The 23,761-nt window shown below is 71.9% G+C and carries 20 protein-coding genes, 1 rRNA gene and 1 pseudogene; 6 read left to right on the forward strand and 16 right to left on the reverse strand.

All coding sequences use genetic code 11. The features are described from left to right. Positions 1-40: 40 nt before the first annotated feature. Complete coding sequence (locus ACZ34W_RS30995) at positions 41-1,309, forward strand: sugar ABC transporter permease (RefSeq protein ID WP_329492313.1); 1,269 nt, start codon at positions 41-43, stop codon at positions 1,307-1,309. A gap of 135 nt (positions 1,310-1,444) precedes the next feature. Here the strand turns inward: ACZ34W_RS30995 and ACZ34W_RS31000 are convergent, their stop codons facing one another. Continuing rightward, positions 1,445-2,890, reverse strand: coding sequence for a glyceraldehyde-3-phosphate dehydrogenase (locus ACZ34W_RS31000; protein WP_329490298.1), 1,446 nt, complete (start codon positions 2,888-2,890; stop codon positions 1,445-1,447). 370 nt (positions 2,891-3,260) lie between these two features. Continuing rightward, on the reverse strand, positions 3,261-4,205 hold the full coding sequence (locus ACZ34W_RS31005) for a ScbA/BarX family gamma-butyrolactone biosynthesis protein (protein WP_465608838.1): 945 nt from the start codon (positions 4,203-4,205) through the stop codon (positions 3,261-3,263). A gap of 116 nt (positions 4,206-4,321) precedes the next feature. On the opposite strand from ACZ34W_RS31005, the gene ACZ34W_RS31010 reads away from it, so the two are divergent. Both ACZ34W_RS31010 and ACZ34W_RS31015 read left to right on the forward strand, forming a co-directional pair. Next, complete coding sequence (locus tag ACZ34W_RS31010) at positions 4,322-4,951, forward strand: ScbR family autoregulator-binding transcription factor (RefSeq protein WP_329490296.1); 630 nt, start codon at positions 4,322-4,324, stop codon at positions 4,949-4,951. A 165-nt stretch (positions 4,952-5,116) separates the two neighbouring features. Next, complete coding sequence (locus ACZ34W_RS31015) at positions 5,117-5,890, forward strand: SDR family NAD(P)-dependent oxidoreductase (RefSeq protein ID WP_465608841.1); 774 nt, start codon at positions 5,117-5,119, stop codon at positions 5,888-5,890. 54 nt (positions 5,891-5,944) lie between these two features. Here ACZ34W_RS31015 and ACZ34W_RS31020 read toward each other — a convergent pair whose 3' ends face one another. Next, the gene (locus ACZ34W_RS31020) at positions 5,945-6,535 is read right to left on the reverse strand and encodes a TetR family transcriptional regulator (RefSeq protein WP_465608843.1); all 591 of its coding nucleotides are present in this window, start codon (positions 6,533-6,535) and stop codon (positions 5,945-5,947) included. Positions 6,536-6,712: 177 nt separating this feature from the next. Here ACZ34W_RS31020 and ACZ34W_RS31025 point away from each other — a divergent pair, with 177 nt between their 5' ends. Continuing rightward, the gene (locus tag ACZ34W_RS31025; RefSeq protein ID WP_329490293.1) at positions 6,713-7,423 is read left to right on the forward strand and encodes a response regulator transcription factor; all 711 of its coding nucleotides are present in this window, start codon (positions 6,713-6,715) and stop codon (positions 7,421-7,423) included. A 347-nt stretch (positions 7,424-7,770) separates the two neighbouring features. On the opposite strand, the gene ACZ34W_RS31030 is transcribed toward ACZ34W_RS31025, so the two are convergent. From ACZ34W_RS31030 to ACZ34W_RS31080, 11 genes are all read right to left on the reverse strand, one after another. Beyond that, positions 7,771-8,913 carry an MFS transporter gene (locus tag ACZ34W_RS31030; RefSeq protein WP_359811641.1) on the reverse strand — a complete coding sequence of 381 codons (1,143 nt, stop codon included), beginning with the start codon at positions 8,911-8,913 and terminating at the stop codon, positions 7,771-7,773. Positions 8,914-9,480: 567 nt separating this feature from the next. Beyond that, entirely contained in the window at positions 9,481-10,374 is an 894-nt protein-coding gene (locus tag ACZ34W_RS31035; RefSeq protein ID WP_465608845.1) for a fumarylacetoacetate (FAA) hydrolase, read from the reverse strand. Between the two features lie 13 nt (positions 10,375-10,387). Continuing rightward, positions 10,388-11,701 (reverse strand): pyridoxal phosphate-dependent aminotransferase, encoded by a 1,314-nt coding sequence (locus ACZ34W_RS31040; protein ID WP_465608847.1) that lies wholly within the window; start codon positions 11,699-11,701, stop codon positions 10,388-10,390. A 67-nt stretch (positions 11,702-11,768) separates the two neighbouring features. Then, complete coding sequence (locus ACZ34W_RS31045; protein WP_329490289.1) at positions 11,769-13,418, reverse strand: AMP-binding protein; 1,650 nt, start codon at positions 13,416-13,418, stop codon at positions 11,769-11,771. Continuing rightward, on the reverse strand, positions 13,415-14,530 hold the full coding sequence (locus tag ACZ34W_RS31050; protein WP_329490288.1) for a Glu/Leu/Phe/Val dehydrogenase dimerization domain-containing protein: 1,116 nt from the start codon (positions 14,528-14,530) through the stop codon (positions 13,415-13,417). Before ACZ34W_RS31050 ends, ACZ34W_RS31045 begins: the two co-directional genes overlap by 4 nt. Positions 14,531-14,636: 106 nt before the next feature. After that, positions 14,637-15,200 (reverse strand): type 1 glutamine amidotransferase, encoded by a 564-nt coding sequence (locus tag ACZ34W_RS31055; protein WP_465608850.1) that lies wholly within the window; start codon positions 15,198-15,200, stop codon positions 14,637-14,639. 12 nt (positions 15,201-15,212) lie between these two features. Further along, complete coding sequence (locus ACZ34W_RS31060; RefSeq protein WP_329490286.1) at positions 15,213-16,016, reverse strand: amino acid kinase family protein; 804 nt, start codon at positions 16,014-16,016, stop codon at positions 15,213-15,215. Continuing rightward, the gene (argC, locus tag ACZ34W_RS31065) at positions 16,013-17,068 is read right to left on the reverse strand and encodes an N-acetyl-gamma-glutamyl-phosphate reductase (RefSeq protein ID WP_329490285.1); all 1,056 of its coding nucleotides are present in this window, start codon (positions 17,066-17,068) and stop codon (positions 16,013-16,015) included. Before argC ends, ACZ34W_RS31060 begins: the two co-directional genes overlap by 4 nt. After that, positions 17,065-17,916, reverse strand: a complete 852-nt coding sequence (locus ACZ34W_RS31070; protein WP_359811652.1) for an ATP-grasp domain-containing protein — start codon at positions 17,914-17,916, stop codon at positions 17,065-17,067. Before ACZ34W_RS31070 ends, argC begins: the two co-directional genes overlap by 4 nt. Positions 17,917-17,920: 4 nt before the next feature. Continuing rightward, positions 17,921-18,112 (reverse strand): lysine biosynthesis protein LysW, encoded by a 192-nt coding sequence (locus ACZ34W_RS31075; protein ID WP_352297830.1) that lies wholly within the window; start codon positions 18,110-18,112, stop codon positions 17,921-17,923. A gap of 67 nt (positions 18,113-18,179) precedes the next feature. Next, positions 18,180-19,340, reverse strand: coding sequence for an isopropylmalate synthase (locus ACZ34W_RS31080; RefSeq protein ID WP_359811655.1), 1,161 nt, complete (start codon positions 19,338-19,340; stop codon positions 18,180-18,182). Positions 19,341-19,860: 520 nt separating this feature from the next. On the opposite strand from ACZ34W_RS31080, the gene ACZ34W_RS31085 reads away from it, so the two are divergent. Further along, positions 19,861-21,039 carry an acyl-CoA dehydrogenase family protein gene (locus tag ACZ34W_RS31085; protein ID WP_329490280.1) on the forward strand — a complete coding sequence of 393 codons (1,179 nt, stop codon included), beginning with the start codon at positions 19,861-19,863 and terminating at the stop codon, positions 21,037-21,039. Between the two features lie 19 nt (positions 21,040-21,058). Further along, positions 21,059-22,291: an acyl-CoA dehydrogenase family protein gene (locus ACZ34W_RS31090; protein WP_465608854.1), complete on the forward strand. Its 1,233-nt coding sequence runs from the start codon at positions 21,059-21,061 to the stop codon at positions 22,289-22,291. Between the two features lie 354 nt (positions 22,292-22,645). On the opposite strand, the pseudogene ACZ34W_RS31095 reads toward ACZ34W_RS31090, so the two are convergent. Both ACZ34W_RS31095 and rrf read right to left on the reverse strand, forming a co-directional pair. Beyond that, positions 22,646-23,419 (reverse strand): annotated as a pseudogene (locus tag ACZ34W_RS31095) (NAD-binding protein); the annotation flags it as partial. A 273-nt stretch (positions 23,420-23,692) separates the two neighbouring features. After that, positions 23,693-23,761: ribosomal RNA gene (gene rrf, locus ACZ34W_RS31100) — 5S ribosomal RNA — on the reverse strand; the annotation flags it as partial.

The raw sequence follows: 23,761 nt of genomic DNA on the forward strand, positions 1-23,761 counted from the left end.
CGGCGACGACGGCCGCCGCCACCACCTGCCCGAGGACAGCATGCCCAAGGGCGGCGTCAACGCGCCGGTCCCCGTGGCGCCCTCGGCGACTCCGGTCGTGGACCCGCGGCTCATCGTGCGCCAGGAGGGCATCAAGGGCTACCTCGGGGAGTTCCGCCGGCGGGTGAGCAGCGGCGAACTCGGCTCGCTGCCGGTCGTCCTGGCACTGATCGTGATCTGGGCCGTCTTCGGCAGCCTGGACAGCACCTTCCTCTCCGCGCAGAACCTCTCCAACCTGTCGCAGCAGATCGTCGGCACCGGCATGATCGCCATCGGTGTGGTCTTCGTGCTGCTGCTCGGCGAGATCGACCTGTCGGTGGGCTCGGTCAGCGGCCTGTGCGCGGCGATCTTCGCCGTCCTCAATGTCACCCACGGCGTCAACCAGTGGGTGGCACTGCTCTCCGCCATCCTCGGCGGCGCGGTCGTCGGCCTGATCCAGGGCGTGTTCTTCGCCAAGGTCGGCGTGCCGGCCTTCGTCGTCACCCTCGCGGGCAACCTCGGCTGGAACGGCGCGATGCTGCAGATCCTCGGCGCCAGCGGCACCGTCAACCTCTCCGGCAAGGACATCGTCTCCCGCCTCTACAGCACCATCTACAGCCAGCAGCTCGCCGCCTACGGCGCCGCCGCGATCGGCGTCCTGCTGTTCGTCGGCGCCTCGCTGGCCGACGCGAGACGGCGCCGGGCGGCCGGCGTGCCGTACCGGCCGATGGCCGACCTGGTCCTGCGCACGGTGGCCCTGGCCGTCGTCTCGTTCCTCGCCGCGTACACCCTGAACCAGTACAAGGGGCTGCCGCTGGCCCTGCTGATCTTCCTGATCTTCATCGTGGTGCTGGACTTCGTCCTGCGCCGCACCACCTACGGACGGCAGATCTTCGCGCTCGGCGGCAACATCGAGGGCGCGCGCCGCGCCGGTATCAACATCTCGTGGATCCGGATCAGCGTCTTCATCATCTGCTCCACCATGGCGGGCATCGGCGGTCTCTTCCTGGCCGCCCAGATCCAGTCCGCCAGCCAGACCTCCGGCGGCGGCAACCTGCTGATGAACGCCATCGCGGCGGCCGTCATCGGCGGCACCAGCCTCTTCGGCGGCCGCGGCAAGACCTGGTCGGCCCTGCTCGGTGCCCTGGTGATCGGCTCGATCCAGTCCGGCATGAACATCGAGGGCCTGAGCAATGCCATCCAGTTCATGATCACCGGTGCGGTGCTGCTGGCCGCCGTGGTCGTCGACTCCCTGGCCCGCCGCACCCAGAAGGCGGCCGGCCGCGCCTGACCCTCGCCCGGGCTCCGGTACGGCGACGGGGGCCCGCTCCACCGGCGGTGGAGCGGGCCCCCGTGCCGCATGGGCGGGCGCCCGGCCGTCAGGCCTTCGGGCCGGGGTCAGCGCACCCGGCTCAGAGCATCCGGCTCAGAGCGCCGGGGCCGGGAAGGTCGGGTACTCCACGCCGGAGACGTACTGGACGACCCGGATCACCTGGCAGGAGTAGCCGAACTCGTTGTCGTACCACAGGTAGAGGATCGCGTTGTCCCCGTCCACCATGGTGGGGCCGGCGTCCACGATCGAGGCGTGGCGCGAGCCGATGAAGTCGCTGGACACCGCGTCGGGAGCGGTGACGAAGTCGATCTGGCGCTTCAGCGGCGAGGTCAGCGACACCTCCCGGAGGTAGTCGAGGACCTCCTCGCGGGTGGTCTCGCGACCGAGCCGCAGGCTGAGGATCGCGATCGAGACGTCCGGCACCGGCACCCGGATCGAGCTGCCGGTGATCTTCGCGTCGAGGTCCGGCAGCGCCTTCGCGACGGCGGAGGCGGCACCGGTCTCGGTGATCACCATGTTCAGCGGTGCCGAACGGCCGCGGCGGTCCGAGCTGTGGTAGTTGTCCAGCAGGTTCTGGTCGTTGGTGAACGAGTGGACGGTCTCCACGTGGCCGCGCAGCACGCCGTACTCGTCCGCCATCGCCTTCAGCGGCGGGACGATCGCGTTGGTGGTGCAGGAGGCGCAGGACAGGATCTGCTCGTCCGGCTTGATCATGTCATGGTTCACGCCGTGCACGATGTTCGGGACGTCGCCCTTGCCCGGCGCGGTCAGGACGACCTTCTCGATCCCGGGGCGCAGGTGCTTCGAGAGCCCCTCGCGGTCCCGCCACCGGCCGGTGTTGTCGATCAGGATCGCGTCCTTGATCCCGTACGCGGTGTAGTCCACCGTGGTCGGGTCGTCGGAGTAGATCACCGTGATCTCGTGACCATTGGCGATGATCTTGTTGTTCGCCTCGTCGACGGTGATCGTGCCGTTGAACTGGCCGTGGATCGAGTCGCGCCGCAGCAGCGAGGCGCGCTTCACCAGGTCGTCGCCCGCGCCCTTGCGGACGACGATGGCACGCAGCCGCAGGCCGTTGCCCGACCCGGCCTTCTCGATCAGCAGGCGGGCCAGCAGCCGGCCGATCCGGCCGAACCCGTACAGCACGACATCGCGCGACCCGCGACGCTCCAGCTTGTTGGCACCCGTGGCACCGGCCACCGCCTCCGCGGTGAACTCCGCCACCGACAGACCGCGGTCATCGGCCTTGTACGTCGCGGCGAGCATGCCGATGTCGATCTGGGAGGGGCCGAGGTCCAGCGCGGTGAGCGCGTGCAGGAACGGCAGCGTCTCGGTGACCGAGAGCTCCGCCCCGGCTATCTGGCGGGCGAACCGGTGAGTCTTCAGAATGCTGACCACCGACTTGTTCACCAGGGAACGGCTGTGCAGCAGAACGGTGACGTCCCGCTCACGCTGCAGCCTCCCGATGATCGGGATCATCGACTCCGCGATCTCCTCGCGGTTCATCCAGTTAGTGAACACGTCTTCGTTGACAGTCACAGGTCCATCTTTCGAGCTAGGCGAATGCCCACATGCTAGCTTTGAGCCATTTTGGCCTCTCAGCCGGACCCACCCGAACAGCACTTTCCCCGCCCGGGGTTTCGAAGGGCACACCTCGCTCGTTCGTCCGAGCCCGGTGATCCTCATGGCCATATCGAACCCTCGCACCGGAGCGGGCAACAGGCCCTCGTACGGCGGCCGGTCGTGCGCGACCTTCCGCGGAGTCCACCCGTCCCGGCCGTGGGCCGCGAGCAGCTCGCGCACCACGGCTGCCACCGACCGGCGCCCTCCTCCCCCGCTCCAGCCCGTGACGGACATCACCGGAGCCGGGCCCGCCCGCCGCCCTCCCCCGCCGCCCCGGCCCGGTGGGTCAGGCCGGGTGGGGCTCGGTGGTGAGGGTGGTGGTGAAGACGGGGGTGCCGGACTGGGTGGCTCGGATGTGGGTGCGGGGGTGGCCGTCGGGGGTGGGGGGTGCGGGGGTGGTGGTCAGGAGGCAGGGCTGGTCGAACTCGACGTAGCGCAGGAAGGTGCTGTCGAAGGCGACCGGGACGGCGGGGTGGGGCAGGGTGGCCCGGGTCGCCTGGACGGCGGCCTCCAGGAGGACCATGCCGGGGACGTGGTCGTGCGGGTGGTCGAAGAGGACGCGGTGGCCGGTGTCCGTACGGAGCTGCCAGTGGTCCGGCGCGCCCGCCGGTGAGATGACGACGTCCCGCTCGTGCAGGCGGCCGACCACGGCGGTGGGGGCCGGCGGGGGGAGCGGGAGCGCCCGGGCGAACGCCTGGGCCGCGTCGGCGTAGCGGCCGCGCAGGCGGTCGTAGAGGGCGGGCGGGTGGCTGGTGTAGTGGAGTTCGGCGGTGCCGAGGTGGCGCCCCCCGCGCCGGGCCTCGACCTGGGATACCAGGTGGGCGGAGCCGAGCCGCCGCCTGGTCACCGAGGTGTGGGTGATCAGCAGGTCGACCTCGGGCGGGCCGGAAGTGGTGAGCAGCTCGTCCGAGTTGACGGACGTTCGGATACGCTCCATGCCGAACCGGTGTCCGAGCGGGACGCCGTGGACGGCGTGGCTCAGCACGGTGAGCGCCTGGCGGGCGCTCTCGGTGAACAGCAGGGGGCTGTAGCGGCCGCCCTCGGTGTAGAAGGGGTGGTCGTGCGGCCAGTGGACGGTGACCCACTGGGTGGCGCCGGAGACGTCGCCCCAGTCGGTGACGAGCGCTTCGCCCGCCACGGACTTGCCGACCAGGGCCGGCATCTCCGGCGGGACCGTCGGCCGGGTGCGCGTGGCCGCTGTGTGCTGAACGATCGTTGGACGCGACTCCATGATGAGCCGTCTCCCCCCGGAGTCAGTGTGGCGGGGGACGGGAGCGGTGCAATCGTCCCCCCAGCCTATAAAATGAAGAATACTCTTCTTTATCAAGCAACATGAGGTGCAGTCGTATGGTGGGACGCCCAGTGAAACAGGAGCGGGCCGAGCGGACGCGGGCCGCCCTGATCCAGGCCGCCGCGAAGCTCTTCGGGGAGCAGGGCTTCTCCGGAACCAGTGTCGTGAAGATCGCCGACGAGGCCGGCCTGACCCTGGGTGCGGTGTACTTCCACTTCCGCAACAAGAGCGAGCTGGCCCGGGAGATCGTCTTCCGCCAGCCCGAGTGGGTGGTGACCCCCCGCCCCTCGGAGGGGCTGCAGCGCGTCGTCGACGTGTCCCTCACCTGGGCCTGCCAGCTGCTCGACAACCCCATCCTCCAGGCCGGGGCCCGACTGGTCTGGGAGCAGGAGCAGTTCAACTCCCCGGACGAGAACTCCCACCGCCAGTGGGCCGAGATCATCATGGACGACCTCCTGGTCGCCCAGCGCCGGCGGGAACTGCGGGCCGGCACCGACGTCCAGGCGCTCTCCCGCCTGGTGGTCTACGCGTGTACGGGGGCCCAGATGCACTCGTTCATCGAGACCCGGCGCGCCGATCTCCCGGAGCGCGTCGTGGAGTTCTGGCAGCTGCTGCTGCCGGCCGTGGCAACCCCCGCCACCGCGAAGCGAATCGAGCTCTCGGAGTGCCGCGGCCGGCCCGAGTAGCGCCGACGTCCGGGGACCGCCCCGTGCCGGTCCGCTCCCCGGACGGTCGACCGTCCCGACTGGTGCCGCCCCCCGCGGGCCCGGGACAATGATCGACATCCGAGTTCGACGACACCGAGACCGGCTCGCGGGCCGGTCGGCGCCGCGGGCAGGGGGGCGAAGCACATGGAGCACCGTCAGGGGCTGTTGCAGGGCAGGACCGTCATGATCACCGGGGCGTCCAGCGGGATAGGCGCGGCCGCCGCCCGGCTGTTCGCCGCCGAGGGCGCGGCCGTGGTGCTGACGGCCCGGCGCAAGGAACTGCTCGACCGGCTCGCCGAGGAGATCCGCTCCGCGGGCGGCCGGGCCGAGGTGGCCCCGGGGGACGTGACGGCGACGGCCGACGTCGAACGGGTCGTCGCCACCGCCGTGGCGGCCTTCGGCGGCCTGGACGGCGCCTTCAACAACGCCGGCTGGGGGGCGATCGGCTCACCGCTGCACGAGACGGACGACGCGGTCTACGACCGGATCATGGACGTCAACGTACGCGGTGTGTGGAACTGCCTCAAGCACCAGGTGCCGGTGATGCTCGGCCAGGAGTCGGGCGGCTCGATCGTCAACACCGCCAGCATCGCGAGCCTGTTCGCCACCGGAGCGGTCTCCCCCTACGTCGCGGCCAAGCACGCCGTGCTCGGCCTGAGCCGGGCCGCGGCGGCCGAGTACGGGGCGCGCGGGATCCGGGTCAACGCGCTGGTCGTCGGGACCACCCGCACCGAGCTGATCGAGGACGCCATGCGCCAGGTCCCGCAGTTGGAGCAGGTCGCGGTGGGCAGATCCATCCAGCCCCGGCTCGCCGAACCCGTCGAGGTGGCGCGCGCGGCGGCCTGGCTGCTGAGCGACCAGGCCTCGTTCGTCACCGGTGGTGCCGTCCCCGTCGACGGCGGCTGCAGCGCCGTCTGACGGGGCCGGCGGAGCCGGGGGTCGGGCCCGGCGGGGTGACTCTCGCCGGTGGGCTCAAGTCAGGCACCGCTCGCCGCAACTGAGGAGGTCCCAGATGCGGCTGATGTGCTCCACGGACTGCCCGTCCAGGGGTTCCTTCCGGCAGGCCCGCTGCCGGATGCAGGACTCCGCTCCGGTGACCAGGTACCCGGCCAGGGTGGCGAGGGTGCTCCGGTCCCCGTACGGGCCCAACTCGGCGTCGTGCGTCGCCTGCAGGCGCTCGTGGATCACCGGCGCCCAGGTCGTCGACCAGTCCGGCTCCCCGGGTTGCTCCCGGGCGAGCCGGGCCGCGGCGCGCACCACGGCCTCCCGCTCCAGCAGATCGGCCAGCGCCAGGGTCAGCGAGATGACCGACTGGACCGGGGGTTCGCTCCGCGCCGTCACCTGGCCCACGACGGCCTGGGTCACGGCGTGGCCCTGCGTCCTGACCACCGCGGCCATCTCCTCCTTGCTCTGGAAGTGGAACGTCAGGGCTCCGGTGGTGATTCCGGCCGACCTGGCGATCCGCGCCAGGGACGCCCCCGCGTATCCGTCGCGGTCGAACTCGCCAGCGGCCGCGCTGACCAGGTTCTGTCGCGTCCGGGCCGCCCTCTCTTGCATCATCATGCTCCTGTCAGATGTGGCGTTCATACACCCGCACCATAGGCGTAAAAAAAGAATGCCACTATTTTTGTAGCGGGGCCGCCTCCCCGTGGTGCATCCTGTGTAGAACTGGTGTACAGGGGGGACTTTATGACTCTGGCGACAACCTCTCGAACCGAACTACCAGGTCAGCCCCGGGCCGTGGTGTCGATCCCGTACCGACGGACCGAGAAGGCCTCCGAGCCGCAGGCGATCCGGGTGCTCGTGGTCGCCGGCGACCACGACGCCGCCGAAGGAAGGGCTCATGACCTCCGACGACAGGGGTACTGCACGAGACTTGCCGGAACCGGCGCGGAAGTGCTGAGAACACATGAGCACTCGGACATGATCCTGCTCGACCTCGATCTTCCCGACATCGACGGCCTGGAAGTCTGCCGTTCGATACGAGCGAGTGGAGACAAGCCCATTATCACTCTCACCGGCCGCGACACCGAACTCGACCGGGTGCTCGCCCTGCAGGCCGGCGCGGACGACTGCGTCGTCCGCTCGTGCGGCCCCAGGGAGATGACGGCCCGTATCGAAGCCGTGCTCCGCCGCGCCCGCCCCAGACCGGCCCCGGTCCGGATATTATCCATCGGCCCGCTCCACGTCGACGAAAGGACCCGTGAAGTCCGCCTGCACGGCGAGCGGGTGAGCCTCACCGCCAAGGAGTTCGAGCTGCTGCACATCCTGGCCTCGAACCAGGGCCACGTCATGTCACGCAAGGATCTGATGGCCCGGGTCTGGGACACCGACTGGGTGGACTCCAGCCGGACCATCGACACGCATGTGCGCAACCTTCGCGCGAAGCTCGGCGCCAGCACCTGGGTCATCACCGTCCGCGGGATCGGCTACCGCATCGGCCACGGCTGACGGCCGGCCACGGGCCCGCCCCGGAAGGACCGCACCGACAGGACGGCACCCGCCCGGAGCGCCCCGCGCGAACGGCGCCCCGGCGCGCACGACACCCTCCTCGAACGACCCCGCGCAGCGCGGGAACGAACCGACCTCGCACGGACAGCAGCCCACGGGCCCACCCCCGAGGCGCGCCGCCGGCCGGCCGACTGATCGTCATCTACCGTTTCCCCGGCGGTTGACAGGCCGACGACCGGCGCGCGGAGCCCCGGCGAAGAGCGAACCCGGGCGCACCGACCGAGCGGTTCGGCAGATGGCAGTGGCTCCCGCCCGAGGGCGGGAGCCACTGCCATCTGCCGGGAGAATCAGACCGCTTCCGCGCGCTTCGCCGGGAAGGCGTGCGTACGGGCGGCGAACACGAGGGCGATCAGCGGGATCACCAGCACCAGCACGGTCCACGGGAACGAGCCCGGGCCGGCCGCCGAGAGCAGCACCCCGCCGGCCACGCCGCCACCGGCCATGAACGAGTTCCAGACCGTGACCAGCAGGGCCTGGCCGCGGCTGCCGCCCGTGTTGGTGACGGCGGTCTGCAGCAGGGTGGCCAGGCCGCCCCAGCCGAGGCCCCACAGCACCATCGCCCCGTAGACGGCCACCGGGCTGCCCGGCGTCAGCGCGAGGAAGACCGCCGCCACGGTGAACAGGACGCAGCTGGCGATGGTCAGTTCGCGCAGGTAGCGGTCGATCAGCGTGCCGGTGATCCAGATGCTCAGCATCGAGGCGAGGCCGAAGACCAGGAGGACGGTGTCGCGGTTGTCCCCCAGTTTGTTCTCGTCGAGGAACGAGGCGATGTACGTGTAGAAGGTGTTGTGGGCGAGCACGTACGCGGCCACCACGACCAGGATGATCGACACCCCGGGCAGGCGCAGGGCCTGGAGGATCGGCTCGCGGTGCTCGGCCTTCTGCCCCGGGTGGTCGGGCACGGACGCGATGATCCAGAGCAGCAGCAGCACGGTGACGGCGGTGATCAGACCGAAGGTCAGGCGCCAGCCGAAGACCTTGCCGAGGAAGGTGCCGGCCGGGATGCCCAGCGACAGGGCGAGCGGGATGCCGATCATGGTGATCGCGATGGCCCGGCCGACCAGGTGCGGCGGCGCCAGCCGGCGCGCGTACACCACGAGTTCACCCCAGACGGCGGCCGCGGCCACACCGGCGACGAGACGGAACCCCATGGTCAGGACGTAGCTCGACGAGATGGCGGTGACCGTGTTGGCGAGGATGAAGGCCACCACCGCCACCAGGACCAGCTGCTTGCGGCGCCAGCCGGCCGTGGCGGCGGCGAGCGGGATGGCCGAGACGCCGGTGGCGATCGCGTAGATCGTCAGCGCCTGCCCCGCCGCGGACTCGCTGACCGAGAGGTCGCGCGCCATCTCGGGCAGCACGCCGGCGGGCAGCGCCTCGGTCAGCACCATCACGAAGGCGGCCGTGGCCAGGGCCAGCAGGGGGGACATCGGGAGCTTCCGGCTCTCCTCCGCGGAGGGTGTGTCCGGAGGGGAGCTTGCCGACAGCCCGGTCTGGGAGGTTGCCATGCTTGATACCTCGAACTCTCATACGAATGCGGATTCAGGACGCTGCTGCGGTACGGGGTGAGCCGACTGCGGGCGGAGAGCGGTTCGTCGCGTGCCGGTTCGTCGCACGCCAAAGCCCCCCGGCCCCCACGCAGCGCGCTGCCAGCCGCAACAACCGCCGACCGCCCGGTCATCCCGTTTCCCGCAGAGATGATGGACTTATTTATGTTCCGGCGGAAGTAGCGGGCGCGGCGAGCCCGGTGGACGGCACTCGGCTTGGCGTTGAGAAGAGTTGACGGACCATCAAACGTGCAGCTCGCGGGCCCGGTACGTCTCTCCGGGCAGTCGGCCGCGGGGGTGGCCGCGGGGCCTCCGATGCGGCGGCGAGACCGTCTCACATGGTGGACGCTCCGCAGGAACCCGCCTGCCCGGCGGGGCGGACAACCCCACCGGGCAGGCGGATCGGGCCGGAAGGGCGGGAACCGGCCAACGGCGGTGAGCCCCGAACGACTAGGCCGGGTAGTTGGACTGAGTGAACGTCACCTCGTTGTCCAGCACCACGCCGTGGCTCTTGAAGTCGATGGTGATGCGGTCGCCGTGGACGATCCGGAAACCGTCGTGGAAGCTCGCCTTGTCGGCGCCGAGCAGGACGTAGTTGACCAGACCCGGGCGGCGCAGCGCCGGGTACTCGAACAGGTTGTCCACCATGTCCTGGATCTTGAAGTACAGGGCGTCCTCGCCGCAGTCGAACGGGCCCTCCCAGGCGGGGACGCCGTCCCGCTCGATGACGACCCGGCCGGTCACCGAGGCCGGCGGCTCCCCGAGGAACAGCCACGGGGTGATCGAGGTGTCGCACAGCTTGCAGTACGGGTTCCAGCCCGGGTTCTGGATGTGCAGGCCGATGTCGCACAGGTCGTTGCCGAAGGTGTAGCCGACGTACCGCGGGTTGCCCGCGTCGTCGTTGACGTAGACGAGGGCCAGCTCCGGCTCCTCGATCAGCGCCACCGACTTCTCCGGGACGACCAGGGTCTCGCCGGGCAGCCGCAGCCAGGAACCGAAGCCCTTGAAGAACCAGTTCGGCGCGACGAACTCCTCGTCCTCGCCCGGCTCGCCCTCGAACTTCGACTTGTGGGTCCGCATGAAACCGCTCAACAGGGCGTTCCCGCTGGCCTCGGGCAGCAGCGGCGGCAGGTACTTCACCTGCTCCTCGCCGCCCTCGACGGTGATCGGGGTGACCTCGGCCTTGATCGCGGCGACGACGTCCTCGGCGGTCTCGGCGGCGATGAACTCGGCCTGCAGCCGGCCGTCGTTCACCCGGTACAGCGTCAGAGCCTGCCCGGGTACGGGCTTCTCGAAGCCCACGTACCGCTCACCCTGGTATTCGCATTCGAAAAGTACGGACATCTCGGTGGTCCTCCTAGGCTCGTTGGTGCGGTCGGCCCGGCAGGAGCCGGGTGGTGGACGGGGCGGTGAGGTCCGTCAGGACCTCGTCGACCCGGTCGATGGCGGCCCGGATCCACGGCAGCCCGAGCGGGTCGGCGGCCTCCAGGGCGGCGTGCTGCCGCTCCGCCGTCTCGCCGTAGAACCGGCTGGTGGCCGCGCGCAGCCGCAGTGGCTCGGCGGCCTCCCCGAAGGCCTCGGCGCCCAGCACGCCGACGCCGTAGCGGTCGGTGAGCAGCCGGGCCAGCTCCGTCCCGGTGCGCACCCCGTGGACGGAGCGGAGCCGCTCGCGCAGCGGCTCGAAGTCCGGGTACAGGTAGCAGGTGGCGCGGACCGGCGCCAGCAGCGCTCCGGCGGCGGTGAACCGCTCGGCCGTCGCCGCGGCGACGATCCCGTGCAGCCGGCGCGAGGCCGCCACGTGCGCCACGATCTCCGGCGGCTCGCCGAGGGCGTACGCGGCCGCCACCTGGACGGGGGCGGGCGGGCTGGACCAGATCTGGCTGGCGATGGCGATCAGCCGGGCGTGGAGCCGGCGCCCGGCGGCGCCTTCGGGAAGCAGGGCGACGCCCGTCCGCCAGCCGCCCACCGCCAGGTTCTTGGTCAGCCCGGTGGTGACCACGGTGCGCTCGGGTGCGAACGCGGCCGGGGAGACCGCCGGGGTGGCCGGGTCGAAGACCAGGTCGCAGTAGATCTCGTCGGAGATGATGACGAGGTCCAGCTCCCGGGCCGCCTCGCCCAGCCGCCGGACGGTGTCGGGCGTGGCGACGGCGCCGGTGGGGTTGTCCGGCAGGGTGACGACGACGGAGCGCGGGTCGTGCCCGGCGGCGCGGGCCGCCAGGACCGTCTCGCGCAGCAGGTCCGGGTCCGGTACGCCGCCCTCCCCCGCCGGAACGGGGACCCTGAGGACGCGGGCGCCGACGAGCTCGGCCTGGGCGGCGTAGCTGACCCAGCTGGGCCGGGGGATCACCACGTCGCCGCCGACCGCCATGATCAGGGCGAACAGCAGGGCCTTGCTGCCCGGTCCGGCGACGACCAGCTCCGGGTCGGCGGCCAGACCGCGCCGCTGCCAGTAGCCGGCCGCCGCCGACCGCAGCTCCGGGCTGCCGGCCACCGGGCCGTAGGTGGACCGGTCGGCGGCGGCCGCCAGCCGGGCCCTCAGCTCGGGGTGGACCGGCAGGCCGATCTCGCCGCTGGCCATGATCAGGACCTGTTCGCCGGCGGCGCGTCTGCGGGCGAGGGCCTCGTCGGCGGCCAACGTCGCCGACAGGGTCACCTTCGCGGGCTCGGGCATGGGTGTGCTCCAGGGATCGGAGGGGGCTGGTGGTCGGCGGGGCGGGACCGGGGCGATCCGGCGTGGGTCACTGCCCGCCGTAGCGGCGGCGCAGCTCGGCCTTGCGGACCTTGCCGGTGAGCGTCTTCGGCAGGGCGTCGACGACCACCACGCGCTCCGGGAAGAAGCGCGGGTCCTGGCCGGCCTCGCGCAGCACGGCGTGGATCTCCTCCAGCCCCGGCTGCGCGCCGGCGGTGACGACCACCGCGAGGATCGGGTCGTCGCTGCGCCCGGTGGTCCCGACCAGCGCGGTCTCGGTCACCTCGGGGTGCCGGGAGATGATCGCTTCGAGTTCCGTCATCGGGACGACGGTGTCGTCGCGGATCAGGGCGTCCTTGGCCCGGCCGAGGATGCGGATGCCGCCGCGGCCGTCGTCGCGCGCGTAGTCCCCGGTGTCGAACCAGCCCTCGGCGTTGAACTCGGCGGCGAACACGTCCTCGCGCTTGTAGTACCCGAGGGCCTGCGCCGCGCCGCGCACCCGCAGCCGGCCGACCGGGGCGCGCTTGCCCGGGTCGTCGCGGTCGTCGACGCGCAGCTCCATGGAGTCGATCGGCCCGCCGTTGCTGCTGGCCGCCCAGTCCGGGTTGTAGTCGAGCCGGGTGATGGTGACCGGCCCGAACTCGGACATCCCCCACACCGAGTAGGTCCGGGCCCCGAGGGTCTCGCGCACCTCGTCCACCAGCTCCTGGAGCACCGGCGCGGAGCCGGTGACGGCGTGGCGCAGGGTGGAGACGTCGCGCGGGTCCTCCCGCTGGGACCTGGCGATGTCGGCCAGGGTGGACGGCGGACCGTAGACCAGCGTGGCGCCGTAGCGCTCGACCAGGTCGAGCAGGGCGGAGTTGCGCCGGACGTCCTGGAAGGCGACGGTGGCGCCGAGCATGACGCCGGTCAGGATGCCCTGGCCGAAGCCGGAGTAGTGGACGAGCGGGGTGGTGACGGCCGCGACCAGGCTGTCGTCGAGCAGGAAGGTGTCGGCGTAGCCCCGGACGGCCGCGTAGATGGTGTTCTGGCTGTGCAGCACGCCCTTGGACACCCCGGTGGTGCCCGAGGTGAAGAGCACCACGAACGGCTCGTCGGGCGTGAGTTCGCGCCCGTCCAGCTCGCCCGCGCGCTGCTCCTCCCACGGGACGCCGACGAAGTGCTCGTCGAAGGAGAGCGTCCCGGCGTCCCGGCCGCCGACCACCACCACGTGCTCCAGCGGAAGTTCGGCCTTCAGCGCGGTGAGGTGGGCGGCCAGCGGGTAGCCGTTCCACTCCGGGACGGTGATGCAGACCCGGGCGCCGGTGAGCTCCAGGCGGTGCCGCAGCTCCTCCTCCTGGCAGACCGGGTCGATCGGGCAGATGACCGCGCCGACCCGGATGCAGGCGAACAGCAGCGGCACCGTCTCCCACCGGTTGGGGAGCTGGACGGCGACGAAATCGCCGCGCTCGACGCCGAGTTCCACCAGCGCCAGGGCGAAGCGGTCGGTCAGCACCGCCAGTTCGGAGTAGTCCAGGGTGTCCGTGCGCGCCTCGCCGATCCGGCGGGCCGCGACGGCGAGCTTGCGCGGCCGCAGCCGGGCCTGGCGGCGCAGGTCGTCGAGGAAGGTCTCCTCGCGCCACCAGCCGCGCCGCAGGTACTCGGCCGCGCTGCCCCGGGGCGGGGCCTGGTCCGGGCCGACGGACGGGCCGGCGGTCATCCGCGCTCCTTGCGGCGGGCGGCGAGCAGCTCGGGCAGCGGGTCGCCGGCGCGGGCGGCGGCGATCTCCAGCAGGTCGCGGGTGTTCTGCCGCACCCGGTCGCCGACCCAGTCGAAGACCCAGGCCTTGCGGGCCTCCGCCTCCAGGTGGAACGGCACGACCCGGGTGACGGCGAGGGCCGCCGAGCCGGCGCCCCCGATGTTGGCGATCACGCCGGGGACGACGGTGGCGCCCGCGGCCAGCACCTTAGCCTTGCCCTCGGCGCTGGAGGCGAGGTTGCCGCCCTCCACCACCAGGCGCGAGCGCAGCCGGTGCGCGTTGTCGGCGTTGATCGCGTGCTTCTGCGCCGCCAGGATCAGCAGGTCGGCGTCGACGTCGAGCCAGGCGTCCGGCTCGCCGGACTGGGTGACGCCCTGCGGCAGGCGGGAGCGGTCGATCCGGCCGAATTCGTCGGTGATGGCGACCAGGTCGGCCACCGGCAGCCGGTCCGCGCTGATGGTGCCCTGGACGTCGGCGACGCCCACCACGGTGTGGCCGCGGTCCTCCAGGAACCGGGCGACGGCACGGCCCACCGCACCGAAGCCCTGCACCACGACCCGGGCCGACCCGGTACGGCCACTGGCCTCCAGCGCGGTGACCGCGGCCACCCCCACACCGTGCCCGGTGCAGTCGATCAGCGGCTCGTAGTAGGTGCGCCAGTCGATCGGCATGTCCGGGGCACCCAGCCGGAAGCGCGGGTCGTAACCGGCCTCCGCGAAGAACACCGCCCGGTCCGCGGGGGTGACGCCCATGTCGATGCCGAGGTGGATGCCGCCGTGCAGCAGCGGCTTCACCGTCCGGCCGAAGGTCCGGAAGGTCTCCTCGCGGTCGGTGCCGTCGGAGACGATGCCGGCCTTGGCGCCGCCGATGCGCAGCCCGGCGAGGGTGAACTTGTCGGTCATGTCGCGGGCCAGGCCCGCCACTTCCTCCTCGGTGACCCCGGTGGTCATCCGGGTGCCGCCCATGGCCAGGCCGTCGACGAGGGAGTCGACGACCACCCAGCCCTTGATCGCACCACCGCTGCCGTTGAGGTGAACGGCGAATGCCGGCGCCTGGGTCTCTTCCACAGTCATGTGCGCATTCCTTCGGTACCTAGATGGGTTCATGGTGTGACGGTCCGTCAGCCAGGCGCGCCGGCCATCGCGGACGGCTCGGCCGTACGCGCCTGCTGACTGATCGTCACTGGTAGAGCCGTGCGAAGCCTCGCAGAATCTCCAGACCGTCGGCGCGGAACTCCAGATGTGCCTGGGCCCCGTGGATCCGCCCGTCCTCGGAGCGGATGAACTCCACCGGGGCGTGCTCCGAGCGGCCGATCGAGCGGAAGCCCTCGGGCGCCTCCTGGAGGTAGAGGGTGTGCCGGTGGAACACCGTCACGGTCGGCTTCACATGGGTGAAGAGCGGCTCCTCCTTGTCGACCTGCACCTCGTAGCCGCCCACCCGCTGCGGCCCCTCGGCGAGCCGGCCGCCGGCCGCGACGGCGATGATCTGCATGCCGCCGCAGATCCCGAAGACCGGGACGTCGGCATGGGTCACGAGGTCGATCAGCGGCCGGTAGAAGTCGCTGTCATAGGCCCGCACCTTGGTACCGCTCAGCACGATCGCCTGGTAGCGGCCACCGAGGTCGGCGGGCACCTCCTCGGCTCGGACGACGTCCGTCTCCGAACCCAGCTCCTCGAAGCGGCCGCGGAGCTGCTTCAGCGACAGCGTTCCGTTGTTGACGACTAGCACACGGGATTTCGCCACGTACCCTGCTCCTCACGCTCGTGTGATGACGGTTCCGGTGCGCTCGGCGATCAGGTCCGTCACGGGTGCGCTGCCGATGACGACACGGTCCACTCCCCGGTCCAGGGCCTCCCCCGCGGCGCGCAGCTTCTTGCGCATGCCGCCGGTGGCGCCCTTGTCCCGGAACCGGGCCGCGGCCTCCGCCGTGATCCGGCGCACCGGCTGATCGTCGATCAGCAGGTGCGCGACATCGGTGACCAGGACCAGCTGTTCGGCCCCGATGCCGCCGGCGACGGCGGCAGCGGCCCGGTCGCCGTCGGTGTTCACCTCCCGGCCCGCCGCGTCCCGCGCGAGCGGGGTGACGAGGTAGGCGTGGCCGGCCTTGAGGTTCTTCAGCACCGCCGGGTCCACCCCGGTGATCGGGCCGACGAGGTTCTCCAGCTCGACGAGCTGCTTCTCCTTCCACCACCAGCGCTCACCCTCCCCGGCGGTCACCAGGCCGTCGCTGCCGAGCACCCGCTCGGCGGTGATGCCGCGCTGCTCCAGGCGTCGCAGGACGTCCTCGGCGAGCTCGGCACTGACGGTCTTGATGTCCTCGATGACCTCGGGCGTCGTCCACCGGCTCTGGTTGCCGTACCGGTCGCGCAGGATCGCCGAGGGCTCGTGGTAGCGGGGGCTGAGGTTCTTCAGCGGCTTGGACCAGCCGTGCACGAGGACCAGCGGGCGGTCCCGGCCGAACCGGGCCAGGTCGTCCCACCAGGTGCCGGCGAGGTCGTCGACCGTGCTGCCGCCGAGCTTGACGACGGTCGGGGTGTCGGTGGCTGCCGTCCCGGTCATGCCGGCATCACCGGCTGCTGGGTCAGCCCGGTCTCCTCGGGCAGGCCGAAGCGGAGGTTGAGGGCCTGGATCGCCTGGCCCGCCGCGCCCTTGACCATGTTGTCCAGCGCCGCCAGGACGACGATCCGCCCGGCCTCCTCGTCGTGCAGGACCGACACGTCGCAGAAGTTCGAACCCAGCACGGCCTGCGGGTCCGGCACCGGGATCAGCGTCTCGTTGTGCCGGCGGACCCGCACGAACGGGCGCTGCTTGTAGAAGCGCAGGTACGCGCGGTGCAGGCTGCGCGCGTCCACCTCGTCGTCGGTGAAGACGTAGGTGCTGGCCATCAGGCCGCGCACGTGCGACACCCCGTACGCCGACATGCTGAGCGAGTCGATCCCGCCCGGCTTGCTGCGCTCCAGGAAGTCCTTGACCTCCGCCGCGTGCCGGTGCCCCGCCGGTGCGTACGGCGCGATGGCGCCGTTGCGCAGCGGGTGCAGGTCGGCCGTCCGCAGGGACAGGCCGCCGCCGCTGGAGCCGGTCTTGCCGTCCACCACCACGGTCCTCAGGTTGAGGCCGAGGCCGATCACCAGCGGGGCGAGCCCGAGGGTGATCGCGGTGGCGAAGCAGCCCGGCAGCGAGATCAGCGCGGCGCCGGGCAGCTGGTCGCCGACCAGCTCCGGGACGCCGTAGACGAACCGGTCCGCCAGGCCGTCGGCACGGTGCACGTCCGGGTACCACCGGTCGTGCAGCGCCGGCGTCTGGATCCGGAAGGCGCCGCTGAGGTCGATGACACAGGGCACCTCGTCGGCCAGCCGCGCCGCCAGCTCCGCCGAGGCGGTCGCGGGTGTGGCGAGCAGCACGACGTCGCACCGGCCGCTGAGGTCCGTGCCGACCGGTTCGATGGTCAGCCCGAGGTCCAGCCGCAGGCCCGGGTGGAGCTCGGCCGGGCGGCGCCCCGCGCTGGCGTTGCCGCCGAGGAAGGTCAGCTCCAGCTCGGGGTGCTGGGTGATCAGCCTGATCAGTTCACCGCCGGCGAGCCCGGAGGCCCCGATGATGCCGACCCGGATCATCCGATCTCCTCCCGTACGTAGCGGCCGATGGCCGCGGCGATGTCCACCCCGGTGGCCGAGGCGACCGCCCGGAAGGCCGGTGCGTGGTTGACCTCGTTGACCACGTAGCCGTCGGGCGTCGCGAAGAGGTCGATGCCGAAGATGCCCTCGCCGAGGACGTCCAGCACCCCGTCGACGATCTTCTGCACCTCGGGGTCGAGGTCGACGGCGCGGTTGCGGTTGCCCAGCGCCGCGTTGCTGCGCCAGTCCGTCCCCGCGCTGTGGAACTCGGCGATGGCGACCAGCTCGCGGCCGACCACGAAGCAGCGCAATGAGGATCCGCCGGCCAGGTAGGGCTCGATCAGCGAGGCCTGCTCGAAGCCGTGCCCGAGGTCCTCGACGTAGTCGTAGACCGAGTGCGCGGAGTCCGCGTCCCGCAGCAGGGTGACCCGCTTGCCCATGCCGCCGAAGACCGGCTTCAGCACGACCGGCGGCGGCAGTTCGGCCAGGGCCTTCTCGAAGTCCCGGCGGGACAGCACGAGCCGGAAGTCGGGCACCGGCACGCCGGCGGCACGCAGCTGGGCGCGCAGCGTCAGCTTGTTCTCGCAGGCCTGGATGGCCGAGACGGTGTTCAGGGTGGGGATCCGGGCCGCCTCCGCGACGGTGGCGATCAGACCGCCCCGCGTGTAGCTGCGGCTGCGGACGAGCACGGCGGCGTAGCCCCCGAGCGAGGCCGACTCCTGGTCACCCAGGGCGAGGGACTCGTCGTTGACCCACTCGACGCTCAGGCCCAGGCCCGCGGCCGCGTCGATCAGCCGGCGCTCTTCCCAGCCGACCCGGTCGGCGACGATGGCGACAGTTCGCTCCATGGGTTTACTGACCCCAATCGCGAAGCTGCACCTCGACCATCTGGAGGCTGAGCCGGCCCTCCACGACGTCCTCCACCCGGAGCGTCAGCATGCACTCGGGGCAGGCGATGGTCTCGCCCTGCACCATCGGCGGGGTGGTCAGATCGGTCTCGCATTCGGGGCACAGACCGGTCAACGTGCCAGCAGACATTGTCATCTCCGTAGTCGTTCTCTGGTGGATGTGGATCCGGTGGTGGTGGAAAGCCGGACCGGGGTGGGACCGGTCAGACGGACTGGAACTCGACGGCCGCCTTGCGGATCGCGTCGCGGTCCAGCAGGTCGCGATCGTCGCGCTCCTGACGGACGGTCAGCCAGGAGGTGAAGGCGGCGACGTCGACCGACTCGGCCAGCTCGTCGAGCGCCCAGGTGACCAGCGGTGTGGTCAGCCGGGTGCGCACCCGCAGCTCGCGGGAGTTCCCGACGATCTCCGGGGCCAGCGTCTCGTAGGCCTCGGGGTGGGTCAGCTGGCCGGGCAGCTCGTAGGCGAAGGCGTGCGGGGCCGTGGGGCCGGACTGGAAGGCGTCGCCGAGCCGGGCGCCGCGCAGCGCGGCGTTGGTGAGCTCGGTGAGGTGGCTCAGGTCGAAGCGGGTGTCGCCGTAGACCACCCGCAGCGAGGTGAGCAGCTCGGCCAGCGGGGCGTTGCCGCCGCGCTCCCCGATGCCGCCGGCCGTCGCGGAGATCCACTTCGCCCCGGCGCGGTAGGCGGCCAGCGAGTTGGCGACCGCCATACCCAGCATGTTGTGCGAGTGGATCTCGATCTCGGAGCCGTCGATCTCGGTGATGCTGCGGATCTGACGCTCCATCTGCCACGGCGACAGGTAGGCGACGGTCTCCGCCAGCCGGAACCGGTCGGCGCCGGCCGCGAAGCCCGCCTCGACGTAGGGGACGAGCCGCTCCCTGGGCGTGCGGGCACCGTCCTCACCGCTGAAGGTGACGTGGAAGCCGCGCTCCTTGGCCGCGACGATCGCCGCCCGGGCCACCGCGATCAGGTACTTGGTGCTGGAGGAGCTCAGCTTGAGGGCCGCGTGCTGCTCCGAGGTCGGGATCGAGAACATCACGGACCGCACGCCGAGCCGCTTGGCCTCGTCCAGCGCCGTGACCACCTGCTGGCGGTCCCGCACCACGACCAGGCTCAGCGAGCGCTCCGGGCCCACCGACTCGTGGGTGGCGAGGATGAGGTCGGCGTCCTTGGTCGACGGGCCGGAGATCATCCCGACCTCGACCAGCTCGACGCCGGTGCGGACCAGGAGGTCGGCGATGTGGGCGGCGTCCTTGGGGCCGAACTCGACGCCGGCCATGTGCGCGGAGTCCCGCAAGGTCGCGTCGGACAGGTGGGGCAGCCCCTGCGGGGGCACGTCTTCCTTCAGGTGCTCTGCTGGTGCCATGTGCGTTCCCTCCTTTTCCGGAGCCGGGTTCCCATTCGCGCTGACCTCGGCTCCGGCCTGAATTCTCGCGGTGCGGCATGTACGAATGGAGCAGGGCCGAAAGAGCGACGATGCGCAGTGCGCTCGACGAATATGGTGGTCGATCGCGCTGTGAAGGGACAACACTGCCAATGTCAGGAGCTTGTCAAGGACTGTGATGGAACGTCATGGACGGTGAGCTGTGCGGACTTCTCGTCGGCATGCCGACAATTTCCTGGACAGCCTCCGAAGGCACCTGTATCGCTGAATAGGCGCGCGAAATCCGCGCCGAGCGGCGGGAGGCCGGCGGCATTGCCCCGCGAGTCGTTCGAGCGCCCCCGACGGTGTGCCGTCCTGTACCGCCGCACCCCCCTCCACCCGAGAACGGAGCCATGGACACGTGAGAACGGACCGGTCGAACCGTGCGCACGCACCCCGCAGTGCCGGGGGAAGCGACCACTTACCGAACTGAGCACCGCCCGTAGAAAGGAGAGAACTTCCGATGGTTGTTCCACTGGAACTCAAGCCCGCCCCCCAGGGGTCCGGCGATCCGTCGTCGGCCGCCGCGGCCCGCGAGCTGGCCGAGCGCGTCGCGCGGCCGACCGCGGCCGAGCGGGACCGCGACCACCGCTGGGACCCTGCCCTCTTCGCCGAACTGGCCGGCGCCCGGCCCGGCCCCGGCCTCGCCGGACCGCTGGTCCCGCGCGCCCTCGGCGGCGGCGGCCTCAGCGCCACCCAGACCTGTGCCCTCCTCGAAGGCCTCGGCGAAGGCGCCCGCGACCCGGGCCTCGCCCTCGCCGTCGGCGTCCACGCGGTGCTCGCCACCGTGCCACTGCGCGCCTTCGGCAGCCCCCGCCAGCGCGAGCGCTACCTGCCCCTGATGGCATCCGGTGACTGGATCGGCGCGGTGTCCCTGCGGCAGACCCAGGGCGCCGCCCTCGCCCCGACCGTCACCGCCCGCCCCGGCACCCCGGGGCTCGGCGGCTGGGTGCTCACGGGCGAGCTGGACCTCGTCGCCGGCGGCCCGGTGGCCCACCACTTCCTGGTCGTCGCCACGCACGACGGCGGCGGCCGGACGGCCTTCGTCCTGGACCGCTCCACCCCCGGACTGCTGATCACCGAGTCGGCGCCGGCCGCCATGCGCACCTGCGCCTGGGGACGCCTCGTGCTGGACGGCTGCCACGTCCCGGACGACGCGGTGCTGGGCAGCGTCGGCGGCGCCGGGACCGAGGTGGAGCCGCTGCTGGCCTCGCTCGACTGGGTCTTCTCCAGCGCGCCCTGGCTCGGCGTCATGCGGGCCCTGGTCCGGGACGCCGTCGACGGCGTCGGCGAGCGCCGGGTCTTCGGCCGGCCCCTCGTGCACGCCCAGTCCGCCCGGTTCACCCTGGCCGACCTCGCCACCCGGTGCGAGCTGGCCTCCGGACTGCTCTACCGGGCCGCCGGACAGTTCGACTCCGGCGGCCGGCCCACCCGCCAGGACGCCGCCACCGCGCGGCTCTTCGTGGCCGCCGCCGCGCGGACGGTCGCCGAGGGGGCCGCGCGCCTGTCCGGCCCGCTCGCGCTGACCAGCGACCACCTGATCGCGCGGGCCCACCGCGACGCCCTGTTCTTCGCCGAGACCGGGGGCGGCACCGAGGTGCTGCGCCCGGTGATCGCCGCGTCCCTGCTCGGGCTCGGCTGACGTGAGGACCGATACCGACATGACCGACACACCACACGGCACCGTCCTCAGCTTCCCGGGCACCGCCTCCCGGGCCGCCGAGACCGACGCGGCGGGCCGGATGCCTTCGCCGAACTGGACGGAGATCATCGACAGCGGCTACCTGCGGCTGTTCCACCCGGAGTCCTCGGGCGGCAGCGGCGCCGACGGCCTCACCCAGCTGGCGGCCATGGAGGCGCTCGCCCGCGCCTGCCCGGGCAGTTACTGGACCGCCACCGTGTCCGGCCTGCTGTGCGGCAAGCTGATCTCCCGCTACAGCCGGCCCAGCGAGTACGACCGGCTGCTGAGGCCGCTGATCTCCGGCGAGAAGCTGGCCTGCTTCGCCATCGTGGAACCGCCCGCGGGCAGCGACGCCGGGACCTACACCACCACGGTCCGGCCGGCCGGAGCCCCCGGCGAGGGGTTCGTCATCAACGGCGAGAAGGCCAAGATCACCAATGCGCCGGACGCGGACGTGGCCGTCACACTCGCCCGCCGGCAGAAGGACCCCGGCGACGAGGGCCACGACTGGTGCCTCGCCTTCGTGGACCTGAACCAGCCCGGCGTCCGCCGCTACGAGACGCCGCGGATGGGCCTGCGCGGCATGCCCTGGGGCGGCATCGTCTTCACCGAGGCCACCGTCTCCGAGGCCGACGTGGTGCCCGTGCCGTTCGGCGAACTGGCCGGTGAGCTGGCCGAACTGATGGCCTGGGGCTGGCTGCTGATCTCCGTCTCGGCCATCGCCATCGCCGAGTCCGCACTGGACGCCTCGGTCCGGTACGCGGGTGAGCGGGTCTCCTTCGGGCGGCCCCTGGCGCACATGGAGGGCGTGCAGACCCAGCTCGCCGAATCCCGGGCCCAGATCGACGCCGCCCGGGTGCTGGCCCGCCGGGCGGTGACCGAGCTCGCCGCCGGCCGGTCGGCCCGGGAGGCGATCGCCATGCTCAAGATCTACGCCACCGAGATGGCCGTCGAGGTCGCCGCCCGCGCCGTGCAGATCCACGGCGCGGCCGGCGTCACCCGGGGCCACGAGGTGGAGCGCCTCTACCGGGACGCCCAGATGAACGTCATCGGCGGGTTCACCTCCAACCGGCTGCGGGAGACGGTCGCCGAGAGCCTGGGCCTGGGCCCGGCGGTCTACCGGCCGTTCGACTGGGTGGCACCGGCCGGTCTCGGTACCGATCCGGCGGGCTTCGACGGCCTCACCCGGCCCGCCGGGGCCGTTCCCGCGTAGCTCCGCGGTCCGGCGCCACCCGGGGATTCTTCCGGCCCGGCCCGCGGCGGGCCGGAAGAATCCCCGGATACCGGGACCGGCCGGCCGGCCGGTCGAATTCCCGGCGGACCTGAATTCGTCACGGCGAATTCATCTCCGGCAACACCACGGGTACATTCCTCCGGCGTAGTGCCGGGAATCCGTGAGGGGAATCTCTGAGGGGAATACGTGGCTCGAACCGGTGGCGGGATTCCGGGCCGACCCGCCGGTCGGCTTCCCGGCACTCCCGGGCATTTCCCGGGGCCGACCGGCCGGGTCAATTCGCGAGGCGGCCCGGCCGGTCGGCCGGTATTCATCGACGGGTCTGCTCGCCCCCTCCCGGAGGGTCGTGATGATGGCCGAGAAGTCCAGCCCCGCACCCGCGGCGGCGGCGAAGTCCGCGTACAACTCCGCTGTCCTCAGGCCGAGTTCCACCGACAGGCCGGCGGCCTTGACCGCTCCGGCGGCCTTGACCGTTCCGGCGGCCAGTCCGAGCTCCTTGGCCATCAACGCGGCGGCGAAGCCGGCCCGGTCGTCACGGTTGGCGGGGCTCCCCGGCACCGGGCCGGGGACGGGGCAGTTGCCGGTCAGCGCCCAACACTGGCCGGAGGCGGTCGAGGCGACGTCGAACAGCGCCTGGTGGCTGAGTCCGAGGCTCTCCCCCAGCACGCACGCCTCGCTGACCGCGATCATCGAGATCCCGAGGATCATGTCGTTGCAGATCTTCGCGGCCTGCCCGGCGCCCGAGGGGCCGCAGTGCACGACCTTGGCGCCCATCGCCGCCGGCACCGGTCCGGCGGCGGCGGCGAGGTCCGCCGCCGCGGCCCACCATGAAGGTGAGGCTCCCGGCGGTCGCGCCGGGCACGCCGCCGGAGACCGGCGCGTCGATCGCCCGGTGCCCGGGTCATCCGCGAGCTCGTGGGCGGACCGGGCATCGCCCACGTCGACGGTGGAGCAGTCGACGAAGAGCGTGCCCGGGCGGGCGGCGGGCAGCAGGTCGGCGTAGGCCGCCAGCAGGTGGTGGCCGGCCGGCAGCGCGGTGACCACCACCTCGGCGTCGCGCACCGCCAAGGCCGCCGAGGCCGCCGCGACGAAACCGGCCGTCTCCGCCACGGATCATCACAGGCCTGCTCCCGGATCACTGCGCGCCGCCCGGCACTTCCCGGCTGGGCGCCAGTGACTGGCACTGCGACGACGCACTCCCCGGTCACAGTGGCGGGACCGTGCCGGATTCACGGACCTACTGCTGTGACGCTCCGTGGTCGAGCCCGGGGGGAGGCCGCAGTCGGGCCGGCCGCGTCGGCACCTGGCTGGTGGCGTCTTTCTCCGGGAACGCAAAGAACCCCCCGATCCGTACGGATCGGGGGGTTCTTCACAATGATTGTTCGGCGGCGTCCTACTCTCCCACAGGGTCCCCCCTGCAGTACCATCGGCGCTGTGAGGCTTAGCTTC

This window comes from Kitasatospora sp. NPDC022856 (assembly GCF_055561235.1).

Coding starts and splice junctions, on each gene's coding strand:
- ACZ34W_RS30995 (WP_329492313.1), top strand. CDS start 41: ATGCCCAAGGGCGGCGTCAACGCGCCGGTCCCCGTGGCGCCCTCGGCG.
- ACZ34W_RS31080 (WP_359811655.1), bottom strand. CDS start 19,340: ATGGCACCAGCAGAGCACCTGAAGGAAGACGTGCCCCCGCAGGGGCTG.
- ACZ34W_RS31005 (WP_465608838.1), bottom strand. CDS start 4,205: ATGGAGTCGCGTCCAACGATCGTTCAGCACACAGCGGCCACGCGCACC.
- ACZ34W_RS31030 (WP_359811641.1), bottom strand. CDS start 8,913: ATGTCCCCCCTGCTGGCCCTGGCCACGGCCGCCTTCGTGATGGTGCTG.
- ACZ34W_RS31075 (WP_352297830.1), bottom strand. CDS start 18,112: ATGACAATGTCTGCTGGCACGTTGACCGGTCTGTGCCCCGAATGCGAG.
- ACZ34W_RS31050 (WP_329490288.1), bottom strand. CDS start 14,530: ATGACTGTGGAAGAGACCCAGGCGCCGGCATTCGCCGTTCACCTCAAC.
- ACZ34W_RS31015 (WP_465608841.1), top strand. CDS start 5,117: ATGGAGCACCGTCAGGGGCTGTTGCAGGGCAGGACCGTCATGATCACC.
- ACZ34W_RS31035 (WP_465608845.1), bottom strand. CDS start 10,374: ATGTCCGTACTTTTCGAATGCGAATACCAGGGTGAGCGGTACGTGGGC.
- ACZ34W_RS31045 (WP_329490289.1), bottom strand. CDS start 13,418: ATGACCGCCGGCCCGTCCGTCGGCCCGGACCAGGCCCCGCCCCGGGGC.
- ACZ34W_RS31060 (WP_329490286.1), bottom strand. CDS start 16,016: ATGACCGGGACGGCAGCCACCGACACCCCGACCGTCGTCAAGCTCGGC.
- ACZ34W_RS31085 (WP_329490280.1), top strand. CDS start 19,861: ATGGTTGTTCCACTGGAACTCAAGCCCGCCCCCCAGGGGTCCGGCGAT.
- ACZ34W_RS31040 (WP_465608847.1), bottom strand. CDS start 11,701: ATGCCCGAGCCCGCGAAGGTGACCCTGTCGGCGACGTTGGCCGCCGAC.
- argC (WP_329490285.1), bottom strand. CDS start 17,068: ATGATCCGGGTCGGCATCATCGGGGCCTCCGGGCTCGCCGGCGGTGAA.
- ACZ34W_RS31020 (WP_465608843.1), bottom strand. CDS start 6,535: ATGATGATGCAAGAGAGGGCGGCCCGGACGCGACAGAACCTGGTCAGC.
- ACZ34W_RS31090 (WP_465608854.1), top strand. CDS start 21,059: ATGACCGACACACCACACGGCACCGTCCTCAGCTTCCCGGGCACCGCC.
- ACZ34W_RS31070 (WP_359811652.1), bottom strand. CDS start 17,916: ATGGAGCGAACTGTCGCCATCGTCGCCGACCGGGTCGGCTGGGAAGAG.
- ACZ34W_RS31010 (WP_329490296.1), top strand. CDS start 4,322: ATGGTGGGACGCCCAGTGAAACAGGAGCGGGCCGAGCGGACGCGGGCC.